Raw genomic sequence first — 13,761 nt, 5'->3', positions numbered from 1 at the left:
CGCCCGATGAGGTTCATCGGGCGTTATCCGGTTGAAAAGTGTCAACCTATATCAGGACTAGTCATTATTCGCCGCGCAACACCTGCAGCCGAGCTATCTGCCGCCCCTGCGCATCGAAGTTGTCCGCGCTCAGCCAGCGCGCCAGCGCCTGTCGTACCGTCGGCCACCGGTCGGCGGTGATGGCGAACCAGTCGGTATCCCGGCTGCGCCCCTTGACGATCACCGCATAGCGGAAGTTACCCTCGTAGCGAAAGCCAAAGCGCAGCGCAGCCTGGCGGGAGGGCGCGTTATGGCTGTCGCACTTCCACTCGCAGCGGCGGTAGCCCAGCGTGTCGAAGGCATAGCGCAGCAGCAGCGCGATAGCCTCGGTGGCGCTGGAGCGCTGTTTCATCAACGGCGACCAGCTGACGTGACCGATCTCCAGCACGCCATTGGCCTCGTCGATGCGCATCAGCGCCACCGTGCCCACCGGCGCGTCGCTGGCGGCGTCGAACACCGTCAGATTAACCAGCGTCGGGTTGGCCTGCAGCGTTTCCAGATGCTGCAGCATCGCCGCCGGCGTATCGGGCCGCTCGATAGACAGATAGGTCCAGTCGCGGCCGTCCGGCGCCAGTTGAAACGCCTCGAACAGCGCGGCGTAATCCCGCTGCGGCTCGAGCGGCGCCAGCGAGCAGAAACGCCCGCCGAGCGTCGCGCCGCCCGGACGGCGAGCCGGCTGCCAATCCGGCATCGGTTCGCCAATCGACTGACCATAACGATTCATTGCCATACACGCCTCCTGCGGTTAACGGGTATAAACGATAAACGAGCTTCTTCTGCCGATTTTGTCGTACAGCGAGCGCGCCGGCGCGTTGTACTCCTGGGTCATCCAGTAGACCCGATCGCTGCCGCGCGTCTCTGCCAATCGGTACGCCTGTTCGAACAGCTTTTCCGACACCTTATGGCCGCGCGCCTGCGGCGACACATAGAGATCTTCGATATAACAATAGCCGACTGCGCTCCAGGTGGACGGGTGGAACACCAGGTTCATCAGCCCCAGTAGCTGGCCGTTGGCATCCTCCGCCACCAGCCCGTACACCTGTTCATCCTGCCCCAGGCGTTCGTAGGTGCGATCGGTCACCTGCGGCGCCACATCGGCGCGGTAAAAGTCGAGATAGCCCTGCCAGAGCGCCAGCCATTGCGCTTTGTCGTCGCCATTGATTCTGCGGATAGTCACTTCAGGGTTTGATGGGTTCATAGCGCCTCACGGTGTAAGATATTATTTCCATTAGGGAAATAATCGGATAGCGGCAGAATACACCGCATGGCGGCGGTACAATACGGACCAATTCAAAACGCCGAGCAGACCAATTTTAGCCATCGCTTTCCACCGGCAGCGCGTTGAACACCTGCGCCAGCGTGGCGATAAAGCGCACGATCTCATCCGGCGTATAGGCCGAGAAGCCGAGCACCAACGCCCCGCGCTGCGGTGTGCCGGTGTAGAAGTCCGCCAGGCCGTACAGCCGTATCCCCCTTTCGGCGGCCGCCACTACCAGCCGCCGCTCCGTCGCCGCATCCGCCAACGGGCAAACCAGCTGCAGCCCGCCCTGCGGCAGCGCCGGACGCGTCCAGGTAGCAAGGTGACGATGCACCGCGTCGTACAGCACGTCCAGCCGCGCTTTGTACAGCGTGCGCATATTGCGCAGATGCTCAGCGTAGCCGCCCTCGTGCAGGAAGTGGAACAGCGTCATCTGCGCCAGCGCCGACGTGTAGCCGTCCTGAAACTGCCTGGCGGCGACCAATGGCCGCACCAACTGAGGCGGCGCGATCATGAAACCGATGCGCAGCCCCGGAAACAGCGTCTTGCTGAAGGTGCCGATGTACAGCGTACGCCCGCCGCTGTCCAGTCCCTGCAGCGCCGCCTTGGTTTGCCGGTCGTAGTTGAACTCGGCGTCGTAGTCGTCTTCGATGATCCAGGCCCGGCAGCGCTGCGCCCACTGCAACAGCGCCAGCCGCCGCTCGAGGCTCAGCGAATACCCCAGCGGGTAATGATGGGACGGCGTGATGTAAACGCCCCGCCCGCCGCCCGAAGCCTGCATCAACTGCCCGACGTCCAGCCCTTGTTCATCGATGCCGATCGGCCGCGCCTGCAGCCCCGCCGACTGCACCAGTTTTTTTGCCCCCTGGTAACCCGGCTCTTCGACGAATACCGCATCGCCGGGATCGAACAGCACCTGCGTACACAGCGCCAACGCCTGCTGAGAGCTGGTGACCACGATCACCTGTTCCGCCGTCGCCTTGACGCCCCGCTCCCGCTGCAGATAGTGCGCGATCTCCGCGCGCAGCTCCGGCAGCCCTTGCGGATCGGCATACCCCAATAATCGCTCGCCGTGCCGCCGCAGCGCCTGCTTTTCCTGCTGCAGCCATTGCTCGATGGGGAACGCCCGCAGGTCCGCCAGCGAAGGCGTCAGCGAAGCCTGGCGGCAGGTGTGCGGCGTATGGCTGACCGCCAGCAGCGCCCGGCCGCGATCGCTCAGCTCGCGCTCCGCCAGCCGCGCCTCTTGCCCCGTCGCCGTCGTCAGCAGTTCACGGCCGAGCAGCGTGTCACTACGATAACGCACAAAGCTGCCGCGCCCCACCGTTCGGCTGATGAACCCCTCAGCCTCCAGCCGCGCGTAGGTCTGTTCCACCGTGTCGCGCGCCACCGTCAGCCGGGCCGCCAACGCACGGCTCGGCGGCAGCTTCGCCCGCCAGGGCAGTTCTCCGGCGGCAATCAGCTGCAACAGGGCCTGATGCAGCGCCGAACGCCGGGTCAGGCCTTGTTGCAGACCTGGCGAAAAAGCCGCCGCGATCGCCTCTTCTATGGCATACGGCTCGTTGATGCAGTTTTCCATGGCACTCCAATGTGAGTTAAGCGGAACACGACCTTATTGCACTTCGCCGGCTCACCGTGAATGTTAACAAATTGATCCCGATCAACTGAAATGTAAAAAAAACGTTTTGAAACAGATCATTTATTGTTTCTTCACACTTCTCGATCTTAGACTTAATTACCATACAAGTAGCTTGCTAACTATATATGGTGATAGACGACCTCTCCTTTCCCCGCCTGTTTACCGTCGCTGGAGAGCGACGGCGCAGGTGATGCAAAACCTGCGCGGGCATTACTGTGAAGCATGTTCAAGGTGGAATTATGTCGCAACAGCATATCCCTACGCCGCCCCGGCGTGAATTTTTGAAAAAAACGCTGGCGCTGATCCCGTTAGCCGCTGCCGGTAACGGTCTCATGATGGTAAACGCCCAGGCAGCGCCGGCTGCGGGCATCTCGCCGAATTACGTTCCGGTTTATTTCAACAACGAAGAGTGGCGATTCTTGCTGGCGGCCTGCGATCGGCTGATCCCCAGCGACGAGAACGGCCCCGGAGCCGTCGATCAGGGGGTCCCGGTATTCATCGATCGCCAAATGGAAACACCCTACGGCCATGGCGGCCTGTGGTACATGCACCCGCCGTTCGTGCCATCGGCGCCGGAGTTGGGCTATCAGTCCAAACTGACGCCGCGCGAGACCTATCGCAACGGTATCCTCGCGTTCAATGAGCTCTGTCAACGTCAGTTCGGCAAAGTTTTCGCCGAGCTGTCTCATGGCGAGCAAGAACAGCTGTTGACCGCGTTGGAAAGCGGCCAACTCGATGCGGATACCTTGCCGGGTAAAGCTTTCTTCGAACAGCTGCTGCAAAACACCAAAGAAGGTTATCTGGCCGATCCGATCCACGGCGGCAACCAAACGCTGGCATCATGGAAATTGATAGGCTTCCCCGGTGCGCGCGCGGACTTCGCCGATTGGGTCAACAAACCCAACCAACCCTATCCTCTTCACCCGGTCAGTATCTCCAGCAAAAGGAATGCATAATCATGAGCACAATAAAAAAACCACCGGTAGATGTGGTGATCGTCGGCTTTGGCTGGACCGGCGCCATTATGGGAATGGAATTGACCGACAGCGGCCTGCAGGTGCTGGCGCTGGAACGCGGTGAACGGCGCGATACCTACCCTGATTTCGCTTATCCGCGTATCGCCGATGAACTGACTTACGGCATTCGCCTCAAGCTGGCGCAGGAAATGGCGCATGAAACCGTCACCGTGCGCCATACGCCGGCGGATTTCGCGGTGCCTTATCGCCAGCTCGGCTCTTTTTTGCCGGGCAACGGCGTCGGCGGAGCCGGCGTGCACTGGAACGGCATGCACTGGCGCGCCCTGCCTTCCGATCTCAAACTGCACACCACCCTCACTGAAAAATACGGCGCCAACTGGATCCCGGAAGGCATGACGTTACAGGACTACCCCCTCAGCTACCAGGAGTTGGAGCCTTACTTCGACAAGTTCGAGAAGGTGTGCGGCACCGCCGGTAAGGCCGGTAATCTGCAGGGTGAGCTCATCAAGGGCGGCAATCCGTTCGAAGGGCCGCGTAGCAATGACTACCCGACGCCGCCGCTTAAACAGCTCTACTCGGGCTCACTGTTTGGCAAAGCCGCCGAATCGCTAGGCTACCATCCGTTTGCTATCCCCGCCGCCAACTGTTCCGAACCCTATACCAACCCGTACGGCGTGCAGCTTGGCCCCTGTAACTTCTGCGGTTACTGCGAACGTTTCGGCTGCTTCATGTACTCCAAGGCCTCGCCGCAGTCGACCATCCTGCCGGTACTGACACAGCGTAAAAACTTTGAGCTGCGCACCCAGGCGCAGGTGATCAAGGTCAATCTGGACAGCAGCGGCAAAAAGGCCACCGGCGTCACCTACATCGACGAGCAAGGGCGTGAAGTAGAGCAACCCGCCGATCTGGTGATCCTCAGCGCTTTCCAACTCCATAATGTTCGCCTGCTGCTGCTTTCCGGCATCGGAAAACCCTATGATCCGGTCACTGGTGAGGGCGTGGTCGGCAAGAACTACGCCTATCAAATGAACAGCGGCATTTCTCTCTTTTACGATCGCGATACCCATTTCAATCCCTTTATCGGCGCCGGTGCCGCCGGAACGGTGATCGACGATCTTAACGGGGAAAACTTCGACCACGCCGATCTCGGTTTTATCGGCGGCGCCTACATCTCCGCCACCCGCACCGGCGGTCGGCCTATCCAGCAAATGATGCTGCCGCCGGGCACGCCGAACTGGGGCAGCGGCTGGAAACAAGGCATCCGCGACAATTACCCGCACTCAATGAGCATCGGCTCGGAAGGATCGGTGATGCCATACCGCGATTGCTATCTGGATTTGGATCCCACCTATAAAGACGCCTACGGTCAGCCTCTGCTGCGTATGACCTTCGACTGGAAATCGAATGAGATCAAAATGACCCAGCATATCACCGCTAAAATGGCGGACATCGCCAACGCTATGAAACCAAAGCAGATGGCTATCTCGGTAAGAAAAACCGGCGATCATTATGACGTGCGCCCCTACCAATCCACTCACACTACCGGCGGTGCCATCATCGGCGACAATCCGGTCACCAGCGTGGTGAACAAATACCTGCAATGCTGGGACGTGCCCAATGTATTCGTCACTGGCGCCTGTGCATTCCCGCAGAACCTGGCCTACAACCCAACCGGCATCGTCGGCGCGCTGGCTTATCACTCTGCCGAAGCGATCCGCGAGCAATACCTGAAAAACCCTGGCCCGCTGGTGCAGGCATAACGCCTAAGGAGCTCAAGATGAAAGGATTTACACCCACATTGCCGGTGCTGCTGTTGCTCGCCGCAGGTGCGGTTAAGGCGGCCGACGCCCTCCCTTCCACGGCGCGAATTGAACACGGTGAATATCTGGCGCGCGCAGGGGATTGCGCGGCCTGCCACACCGCGCCCGGCGGCGCCCTCTTCGCCGGTGGCCTGAAGATGACCACGCCGATCGGCGCTATTTACTCCACCAACATCACGCCCGATCGCCAAACCGGTATCGGCGGGTACAGCCTGCCCGAGTTCGCCGATGCGCTTCGCAAAGGCATCGCGCGCGACGGCAGGCGGCTGTACCCGGCCATGCCCTACCCGTCGTTTGCCAAAATCAACGATGACGATATCCGCGATCTTTATCTGTATTTCACGCAAAAGGTCAGCGCAGTGGCGCAGCCGAATCGGGAAAGCGACATTCCCTGGCCGCTCAGCATGCGTTGGCCGCTGGCATTGTGGGATCTGATCTTTCGCGAAGACGGTGTTTATCAGCTGGATGCGCAGCGCGGCGCCGAGTGGAATCGCGGTGCCTATCTGGTTCAGGGGCTCGGTCACTGCGGCACATGTCACACGCCGCGCGGTATCGGCTTCCAGGAAAAGGCGCTCAGCCAAAGCGATACAGCCTATCTGAGCGGCGGGACGTTGGAGGGCTGGCATGCCGCTAACCTGCGCGCCGATACCGCCAGCGGCTTAGGGGACTGGAGTGCGCAGGAGATCACGCGCTTTCTGAAAACCGGCCATACCCAACGTTTCGCCGCCTTCGGCTCAATGGTGGAGGTGGTACAGGACAGCACGCAACATCTGAACGATGACGATCTGAAAGCGATCGCGGTCTACCTGAAATCGCTGCCTGCCGGTGATGAGAAGTCATCGCCGCCGCGCAACGACGGCATCGCCCAGGCGTTGTTCACCGGTAAGGTCAACACGCCCGGCGCACAAACCTACCTGGACAACTGCGCTGCCTGCCACCGTAGCGACGGCCAGGGGTATCGCAACACGTTTCCTCAGCTGGCACGCAATCCGGCGTTGCTGAGCGAAGATCCGTCGTCGCTGATCAGCATCATCCTCCACGGCTCACGGACGCCGGTAACCATCGGTGCGCCTACCGGCCTGACCATGCCGGACTTCGGTTGGCGGTTGAGCGATGAACAGGTCGCTCAGCTCGCGACCTTCGTGCGCACCAGTTGGGGTAACAGCGCCCCGGCGGTCAGCGCCGATCAGGTGAAAAACATTCGCTCCGGCGATAACCCGTCTCAGCCATGAACCAGTGGGCATCCTATGCCCACCCATCGTTATCGCCGGGCGGCGGCAGTTGCGCTGCCCGGCGAAATCCCCTTAAATAAGCCATCGCAATGCGGCTACAGGATTTCCGTCGGCTATGAGCAAGGAGACCAACCAGCGTCTGCTGGACAAACTGCAGCAGGATCTGGCCAGCGCGGGCGCGATGCCGCTGTATTTGCGCTTCAACGCCTCGGTGCGCCAGGCTATCGATCAAGGATTGCTGAATGCGGGGGATTTTTTGCCCAGCGAGCGCCTGTTCACCGAACGGCTCGGCATCTCGCGCATCACGGTACGCAAAGCGTTGGCCTGCCTCGAGCAGGACGGCCTCATCGGCCGTTCACGCGGTTACGGCACCTTTATCCAACTGCAACGGCCCGAACCGAAGCTGTTCTATTCTTTGGCAGACGTCAAAGGATTCTCGAGCGAGGTGTTACAGCAGGGGCGCCGGCCAGATACGCAATGGATCAGCCGCGCGCGGGTACCCGCCAGCGCTGAACTGGCTGAAAAGCTGCAGCTGGCGGCCGGAACGCCGATCTACACACTCAAACGCATTCACTTGATCGATCGGCGGCCGATGTCGGTGGCGGTGTCCTACGTGGTGGTGGCGGCGATTGCCAACGTCGACGAGATCGGCATCTCGCTGTACGACTACTTCCGGCGCAATAACGTCGAAATGGGATCGCTGCGCAGCCAGGTCAGCGCTGCGATGGCCGACGACGACATCCGCCGGGCGCTGCAATTATCAGAACCGATGCCGCTGCTGATCGTGCGTCAAACGCTGTTCGACCACAGCAAGAAGCCGATCGAATACAGCGAAAGCTTCTGCCGCAGCGACATGTACGAGTTTACCAGCGAAAGCTGATCCGTTATGCCTCGCCCTGCCGGCGGCGGCGAAAGCGCACGAACGCCTGAACGTAAGCCTCGATATCCAGCGGATTCATCCGTTTTAACTCCGCCAGCAACCCGGCTTCGATCGCTTCTGCGCCATGCAGCGCGCCGCAAATCGCAGTGGCCATCGCACCGATGGTGTCGGTATCGCCGCCCAGGTTGGCGCACAGCACGGCGCACCGGGTAGGGTCGGTTTGCGCCAGCTGCACCATCGCCAGCGCCGCCGGCACCGACTCGATGGTGCTGACCCCGGCGCCGATCAGTTGATACACCCGCTCGGAGGCCTGCTCGGGATCGCTGGCTTCATCCACCACCTGAAACGCCAGCTCGATACGCGCCGCCAACGAGGGGCTGAACGTCGTCTCCTGACGGCGCTGGGCATACTCCGCCACGCCCGGCAGCGCCAGGCGAATCGAGGCCCAGTCCGCGCCCTCCACCGCCCGCGCAACCGCCCAAGCGATCGCGACGGCCCCGGCGACGGCGATGTCAGATTTGTGCGTCGGGCTGGAGGCCAGCCACACCTGCTGACAGAACTCCTCCAGCGGCGCAGACGGCAGCACGCAGCCTAAAGGCGAAATGCGCATTGCCGCACCGTTGGTGATGCCGTTGTTTTCCAACTCGGCGATTGGCGTTCCCGCTTTCTGCTCGCTCAGCGCCAGTTTGGAACTGGGGCCGAGAATGTTCTTGTTGAAGGCGTCAAAACTGTCCACCCAGCGGATCACGTTGCGGGCGATCAACTCTGGCACCACCTCGCCTTTCGCCTCCCGCAGCGCATCGGCCAGCGCTAACGCCATCGCGGTATCGTCGGTATATTGCCCGGCCTTGAAGTAGCAGGCGGCCGAGTTCTCCGCCGGCCCATCAAGGAAACCGTCTATCCAACCGAAATGGCGCTTAACCCGCTCGCGCGGCCACAGCTCGGAAGGCATGCCGAGCGCGTCGCCCAGCATCTGTCCGTAAAGTGCGCCCGCTATGCGTTCTGCCTGGGTTAACTGCTTCATCCGTCGCTCCTGAGAAAATATGCCGATATCTCGATAATACCTTATTAGTACCTTTAAAGCTTATCAAGCGCCCCGGTTCACATTTTGCTTTCGCGACAATGCCTGGCGCGTTTAAGTTGCGTTTAACGTTGCCCCGTCGCTGTTTATCCGACGTTTATCAGAAGTTGTCGATAATGTCGGCGAACAAATTGATAACGCTTATTTTAATACATTGCTTCGGTTCTCTTGCGAGCCGGGCGGGTTATACCTACCATAGCCTCAGCACTTTTTGTCAAAATGGTTCAGGTGGCCGCGTTATCCCCTGACACGCCGCAGAGCGTGTTCCCTTTTATCGCGTGGGTGACAGGACGTTCACCCGCACAGTCACAGGAGTTCGCCATGCGAGTACTGGTTGTTGAAGATAATGGTTTGCTGCGCCACCACCTTTCCGTTCAGATGCGCGAGATGGGCCATCAGGTCGACGCGGCCGAAGACGCCAAGGAAGCCGATTATTTCCTGCAGGAACACGCGCCGGATATTGCCATCGTCGATCTCGGCCTGCCGGGCGAAGACGGCCTGAGCCTGATCCGCCGTTGGCGCGCGCACCAGACCAAACTGCCGATCCTGGTGCTGACCGCCCGCGAAAGCTGGCAGGACAAAGTGGCGGTGCTGGAAGCCGGTGCCGACGACTATGTCACCAAGCCGTTCCACCTGGAAGAAGTGATCGCCCGCATGCAGGCGCTGATGCGCCGCAACAGCGGCCTGGCTTCGCAGGTGATCGTGCTGCCCCCGTTCCAGATCGATCTGTCGCGCCGCGAACTGAGCGTCAACGATCGGCAGATCAAGCTGACCGCTTTTGAATACACCATCATCGAGACCCTGATCCGCAACGCCGGCAAGGTGGTGAGCAAGGATTCGTTGATGCTGCAGCTCTACCCGGACGCCGAACTGCGCGAAAGCCACACCATCGACGTGCTGATGGGACGTTTGCGTAAAAAGGTGCAGGCGGAATACCCGCATGAAGTGATCACCACGGTACGTGGCCAGGGTTATCGTTTTGACGCGAAGTGAACATGATGTTCAACAAGAATAAAAAACCGTTTTCGCTGCGCGCCCGCTTCCTGATGGCGACCGCCGGGGTGATCCTGGCGCTGTCGCTCTCTTACGGTTTGGTGGCGGTCGTCGGCTACATCGTCAGCTTCGACAAGACCGCCTTCCGCCTGCTGCGCGGCGAGAGCAACCTGTTCTTCAGCCTGGCGCAGTGGAAAGACAACAAGCTCACCATCGCCATCCCCCCCGATATCGATCTCAACTTCCCGACGCTGGTCTTTATCTACGACGATAAGGGCAACCTGCTCTGGAGCCAGCGCAAAGTGCCGGAGCTGGAGAAGCTGATCAACAAGGAATGGCTGGAAGAGTCCGGCTTCTACGAAATTGACACCGACACCCGCGTCAGTAGCGAAGTGCTGGGGGATAACCCCAAGGCACAGGATCAGCTGAAGAATTACGACGATACCGATCAGAACGCGCTGACGCACTCGGTGGCGGTCAACACCTATGCCGCCACGCCTCGGCTGCCGGCGCTGACCATCGTGGTGGTCGACAGCATTCCGCAGGAGCTGCAGCGCTCAGACGTGGTGTGGGAGTGGTTCAGCTACGTGCTGCTGGCCAACCTGCTGCTGGTGGTGCCACTGCTGTGGCTGGCGGCCTACTGGAGCCTACGGCCGATCAAGGCGCTGGTCAATCAGGTGGGCGAACTGGAGAACGGCGAACGCGATCAGTTGGATGAGAACCCGCCCAGCGAACTGCGCGGCCTGGTGCGCAATCTGAACATTCTGGTGCGCAACGAGCGCCAGCGCTACACCAAATATCGCACCACCCTGTCGGATCTGACCCACAGCCTGAAAACGCCGCTGGCGGTGCTGCAAAGCACCCTGCGCTCGCTGCGCAGCGGCAAGCAGACCACCATCGAAGAAGCCGAGCCGATCATGCTGGATCAGATCGGGCGCATCTCGCAGCAGATCGGTTACTACCTGCACCGGGCCAGCATCAACTCCGGCCAGACGGTGCTGACGCGCGAGATCCACTCGGTGCCGGCGCTGCTCGACAGCCTGGTGGTGGCGCTGAACAAGGTTTACCAGCGCAAAGGGGTGGTGATCACGCTGGATATCTCGCCGGAAGTGACCTTTATGGGCGAGAAGAACGACTTTATGGAAGTGATGGGCAACGTGTTGGAAAACGCCTGCAAATACTGCCTGGAGTTCGTTGAGATCACCTCGCTGCACTCCGAGAAAAACCTCACCATCGTCATCGACGACGACGGCCCGGGCATCCCGGAAAGCAAGCGCCAGCTGATTTTCCAGCGCGGCCAGCGGGTGGATACCCTGCGCCCCGGCCAGGGCCTTGGCCTGTCGGTGGCGGCGGAGATCATCGAGCAATACGACGGCGAAATCGTCATCAGCGACAGTCCGCTCGGCGGCGCGCGCATGCAGGTCACCTTCGCCCGCCAGCACGACACCCACCACAACGAGTAAATTATGCCGCTGCGGCCCCGATCCACGGGGCCAAACTTCCGTTATAATCGCACTCAGGCTCACTCCTCTATCCTGGAATAGAACATGGATTATCAATTAGATCTGGACTGGAACGATTTTTTGCAACGCTATTGGCAAAAGCGTCCGGTGATTCTGAAGCGCGGCTTCAAAAACTTTATCGATCCGATCTCCCCGGATGAGCTGGCCGGGCTGGCGATGGAAAACGAAGTGGACAGCCGCCTGGTCAGCCACCAGGACGGCCGTTGGCAGGTTGCGCACGGCCCCTTCGAGAGCTTCGATCACCTGAGCGAAAACAACTGGTCGCTGCTGGTGCAGGCGGTGGACCACTGGCATGAGCCTTCCGCCGCGCTGATGCGCCCGTTCCGCCAGCTGCCGGACTGGCGGATGGATGACCTGATGATCTCCTTCTCGGTGCCTGGTGGCGGCGTCGGCCCGCACCTCGATCAGTACGACGTGTTCATCATTCAGGGCACTGGCCGCCGCCGCTGGCGCGTCGGGGAAAAAACGCCGCTGAAACAGCACTGCCCGCACCCAGATCTGCTGCAGGTCGAACCGTTCGACGCCATCATCGACGAAGAGATGGAGCCGGGCGACATTCTCTACATTCCGCCGGGCTTCCCGCATGAAGGCTACGCGCTGGAAAACGCGCTCAATTACTCGGTGGGCTTCCGCGCGCCGAACGGCCGCGAGCTGGTGAGCGGCTTCGCCGATTACGTGCTGGCGCGCGAGCTGGGCAGCAAACGCTACGGCGATCCGGACGTTAAACTGCGCGAACACCCGGCGGAGATCCTGCCGCAGGAAGTGGACGCCTTACGGCAGATGATGCTGGATCTGGTGCAACAGCCGGAACACTTCCAGCACTGGTTCGGCGAGTTCATCTCCCAGTCGCGCCACGAGCTGGATCTGGCGCCGCCGGAGCCGCCGTATCAGGCCGGGGAAATCTACGAACTGCTGCAACAGGGTGAAGCGCTGCAGCGCCTGGGCGGGTTGCGCGTGCTGCGGGTCGGCGATCGCTGCTTCGTCAACGGCGAACTGATCGACACCGACCAGCTGCAGGCCGCAGATGCCCTGTGCCAGCACTTCAGCGTCGACGCCGCCCTGCTCGGCGACGCGGTGGACGACCCGTCATTCCTGGCGCTGCTGACCGCGCTGGTCAACAGCGGCTATTGGTACTTTAACGACTGATTGCGAGTACGCGAACAAGCCGCCCTATCGGGTGGCTTTTTTTATGCCTGCCGCGCCTGCGCGCGAAAGCCGGCCAGCGCTTCATTCGCCATGCCCGCCTGCTCCGCCGCCGCGCAAATCTGCCGCCAGGTATTGGCGTCTATCGGTATGCCCTGCTCCAGCCGCGCCGCGCGGTTGGCCTCTTCCCATTCTCCCGGCACCGCGATCGGCTGTTCGCCGCTCGGCGGCGACGCCTTCACCCAGCCGATAAACGCTTCGGCCTCGGCCTGCATTTGCGGGGCGTCGAAGGCCTGAGGATCGAGGATCAGGGTCGTCATGCAGTTGAAGATGGCGTCGCTGTCGGCTTTCAGCGTAGCGTCGTGGGTGGTGCGGCCGCCGGAGAGCGCGCCGCCGAGGATCTCGCACATCGCCGCCAGCGCATAGCCTTTGTGCAAGCCGAACGGCAGCAGCGACCCGAACGGCGCTTCGTGCATCACCTTCGGTTCGGTGGTGGGTTGCCCGTGTTCGTCGATCAGATAGCCCGGCGCCACCGACAAGCCTTTGTTATAGGCCACCCGAGTCTTGCCGAAGGCGATGCCGCTGGTGGCGAAATCCAACAGCAGCGGCGTGCGGCCCGGCCGCGGGAAAATGGCGCAGAACGGGTTGGTGCCGAAGCGGCGATCGCTGCCGCCGAACGGCGCCACCATCGGATCGCCCACCACGTTGACGAAGTGAATCGAGATAAAACCGGCGCGGGCACACTGTTCCGCCCAATGGCCGATGCGGCCGATATGGTGCGCATTGTGCAGCGCCACCGCCGCCAGGCCCAGCTTGCCGGCGCGTTCAATGCCCAGCGCCATCGCTTCGCTGGCCACCACCTGACCGAAGCCGCGCGCGCCGTCGAGCGTCAGCACCGCGCCAGCGTCGCGCACCACTTCGGCGTGCTGATTGAGCTGTAATTGCCCCTGCGCCAACGACGCCATGTAGCTGGGGATCATGCCGACGCCGTGCGAATCGTGCCCGGCCAGATTGGCCTGCACCAGATGATCGGCCACCAGCTCGGCTTCGCGCGCCGTACTGCCGGCCTGGCGCCAAATCGCCTGAACGAACTGCGCCAAATGCGGGCTGGCGATACGGTATTCGGTGCTCATCATGCGGTCCTTATGCGTGGGGAATGTGCCTCCACACTATGAGCAA

Annotated in this window: 12 protein-coding genes; 7 read left to right on the top strand and 5 right to left on the bottom strand. The window is 61.3% G+C overall.

Translation table 11 applies throughout. From position 1 onward, the window contains the following. Nucleotides 1-64: 64 nt before the first annotated feature. From QMZ29_RS25755 to pdxR, 3 genes are all read right to left on the bottom strand, one after another. On the bottom strand, nt 65-769 hold the full coding sequence (locus QMZ29_RS25755; protein ID WP_261423590.1) for a GNAT family N-acetyltransferase: 705 nt from the start codon (nt 767-769) through the stop codon (nt 65-67). Nucleotides 770-784: 15 nt separating this feature from the next. Then, nucleotides 785-1,237: a GNAT family N-acetyltransferase gene (locus tag QMZ29_RS25750; protein WP_049295429.1), complete on the bottom strand. Its 453-nt coding sequence runs from the start codon at nt 1,235-1,237 to the stop codon at nt 785-787. A 115-nt stretch (nt 1,238-1,352) separates the two neighbouring features. After that, nucleotides 1,353-2,873 (bottom strand): MocR-like pyridoxine biosynthesis transcription factor PdxR, encoded by a 1,521-nt coding sequence (gene pdxR, locus QMZ29_RS25745; RefSeq protein ID WP_173888656.1) that lies wholly within the window; start codon nt 2,871-2,873, stop codon nt 1,353-1,355. A gap of 299 nt (nt 2,874-3,172) precedes the next feature. Here pdxR and QMZ29_RS25740 point away from each other — a divergent pair, with 299 nt between their 5' ends. The 4 genes from QMZ29_RS25740 (at nt 3,173) to QMZ29_RS25725 (ending at nt 7,842) form a co-directional block, all read left to right on the top strand. After that, a complete protein-coding gene (locus QMZ29_RS25740) occupies nt 3,173-3,889 on the top strand; it encodes a gluconate 2-dehydrogenase subunit 3 family protein (protein ID WP_025302518.1) in 717 nt (238 codons plus the stop codon). A 2-nt stretch (nt 3,890-3,891) separates the two neighbouring features. Further along, nucleotides 3,892-5,670 carry a GMC family oxidoreductase gene (locus QMZ29_RS25735; protein ID WP_025302517.1) on the top strand — a complete coding sequence of 593 codons (1,779 nt, stop codon included), beginning with the start codon at nt 3,892-3,894 and terminating at the stop codon, nt 5,668-5,670. Between the two features lie 17 nt (nt 5,671-5,687). After that, nucleotides 5,688-6,962 carry a c-type cytochrome gene (locus QMZ29_RS25730; protein WP_025302516.1) on the top strand — a complete coding sequence of 425 codons (1,275 nt, stop codon included), beginning with the start codon at nt 5,688-5,690 and terminating at the stop codon, nt 6,960-6,962. Between the two features lie 115 nt (nt 6,963-7,077). Further along, on the top strand, nt 7,078-7,842 hold the full coding sequence (locus QMZ29_RS25725) for a GntR family transcriptional regulator (RefSeq protein ID WP_060432909.1): 765 nt from the start codon (nt 7,078-7,080) through the stop codon (nt 7,840-7,842). A 4-nt stretch (nt 7,843-7,846) separates the two neighbouring features. On the opposite strand, the gene QMZ29_RS25720 is transcribed toward QMZ29_RS25725, so the two are convergent. Further along, nucleotides 7,847-8,866 carry an ADP-ribosylglycohydrolase family protein gene (locus tag QMZ29_RS25720; RefSeq protein WP_025302514.1) on the bottom strand — a complete coding sequence of 340 codons (1,020 nt, stop codon included), beginning with the start codon at nt 8,864-8,866 and terminating at the stop codon, nt 7,847-7,849. Between the two features lie 378 nt (nt 8,867-9,244). Between QMZ29_RS25720 and phoP the strand changes: the two genes are divergently transcribed. From phoP to QMZ29_RS25705, 3 genes are all read left to right on the top strand, one after another. Then, nucleotides 9,245-9,916 (top strand): two-component system response regulator PhoP, encoded by a 672-nt coding sequence (gene phoP, locus QMZ29_RS25715; protein WP_025302513.1) that lies wholly within the window; start codon nt 9,245-9,247, stop codon nt 9,914-9,916. 5 nt (nt 9,917-9,921) lie between these two features. Then, nucleotides 9,922-11,379 carry a two-component system sensor histidine kinase PhoQ gene (gene phoQ / locus QMZ29_RS25710; protein WP_033638202.1) on the top strand — a complete coding sequence of 486 codons (1,458 nt, stop codon included), beginning with the start codon at nt 9,922-9,924 and terminating at the stop codon, nt 11,377-11,379. Nucleotides 11,380-11,463: 84 nt separating this feature from the next. After that, the gene (locus QMZ29_RS25705) at nt 11,464-12,585 is read left to right on the top strand and encodes a ribosomal protein uL16 3-hydroxylase (RefSeq protein WP_004941161.1); all 1,122 of its coding nucleotides are present in this window, start codon (nt 11,464-11,466) and stop codon (nt 12,583-12,585) included. 41 nt (nt 12,586-12,626) lie between these two features. Here the strand turns inward: QMZ29_RS25705 and QMZ29_RS25700 are convergent, their stop codons facing one another. Further along, entirely contained in the window at nt 12,627-13,715 is a 1,089-nt protein-coding gene (locus tag QMZ29_RS25700) for a malate/lactate/ureidoglycolate dehydrogenase (RefSeq protein ID WP_049188248.1), read from the bottom strand. Nucleotides 13,716-13,761 lie beyond the last annotated feature (46 nt).

It is taken from the genome of Serratia sp. PF-27 (genome assembly GCF_030053255.1).
GTDB classification, from domain to species: Bacteria; Pseudomonadota; Gammaproteobacteria; order Enterobacterales; family Enterobacteriaceae; genus Serratia; species Serratia bockelmannii.
The sequence above is the reverse complement of the archived record's forward strand: the minus strand, read 5'-3'. Positions and strand labels throughout refer to the sequence as shown.

Bases quoted from the DNA above. Each gene is read 5' to 3' on its own strand.
- QMZ29_RS25755 (WP_261423590.1), bottom strand. From the start codon at position 769: ATGGCAATGAATCGTTATGGTCAGTCGATTGGCGAACCGATGCCGGAT.
- QMZ29_RS25750 (WP_049295429.1), bottom strand. From the start codon at position 1,237: ATGAACCCATCAAACCCTGAAGTGACTATCCGCAGAATCAATGGCGAC.
- pdxR (WP_173888656.1), bottom strand. From the start codon at position 2,873: ATGGAAAACTGCATCAACGAGCCGTATGCCATAGAAGAGGCGATCGCG.
- QMZ29_RS25740 (WP_025302518.1), top strand. From the start codon at position 3,173: ATGTCGCAACAGCATATCCCTACGCCGCCCCGGCGTGAATTTTTGAAA.
- QMZ29_RS25735 (WP_025302517.1), top strand. From the start codon at position 3,892: ATGAGCACAATAAAAAAACCACCGGTAGATGTGGTGATCGTCGGCTTT.
- QMZ29_RS25730 (WP_025302516.1), top strand. From the start codon at position 5,688: ATGAAAGGATTTACACCCACATTGCCGGTGCTGCTGTTGCTCGCCGCA.
- QMZ29_RS25725 (WP_060432909.1), top strand. From the start codon at position 7,078: ATGAGCAAGGAGACCAACCAGCGTCTGCTGGACAAACTGCAGCAGGAT.
- QMZ29_RS25720 (WP_025302514.1), bottom strand. From the start codon at position 8,866: ATGAAGCAGTTAACCCAGGCAGAACGCATAGCGGGCGCACTTTACGGA.
- phoP (WP_025302513.1), top strand. From the start codon at position 9,245: ATGCGAGTACTGGTTGTTGAAGATAATGGTTTGCTGCGCCACCACCTT.
- phoQ (WP_033638202.1), top strand. From the start codon at position 9,922: ATGTTCAACAAGAATAAAAAACCGTTTTCGCTGCGCGCCCGCTTCCTG.
- QMZ29_RS25705 (WP_004941161.1), top strand. From the start codon at position 11,464: ATGGATTATCAATTAGATCTGGACTGGAACGATTTTTTGCAACGCTAT.
- QMZ29_RS25700 (WP_049188248.1), bottom strand. From the start codon at position 13,715: ATGAGCACCGAATACCGTATCGCCAGCCCGCATTTGGCGCAGTTCGTT.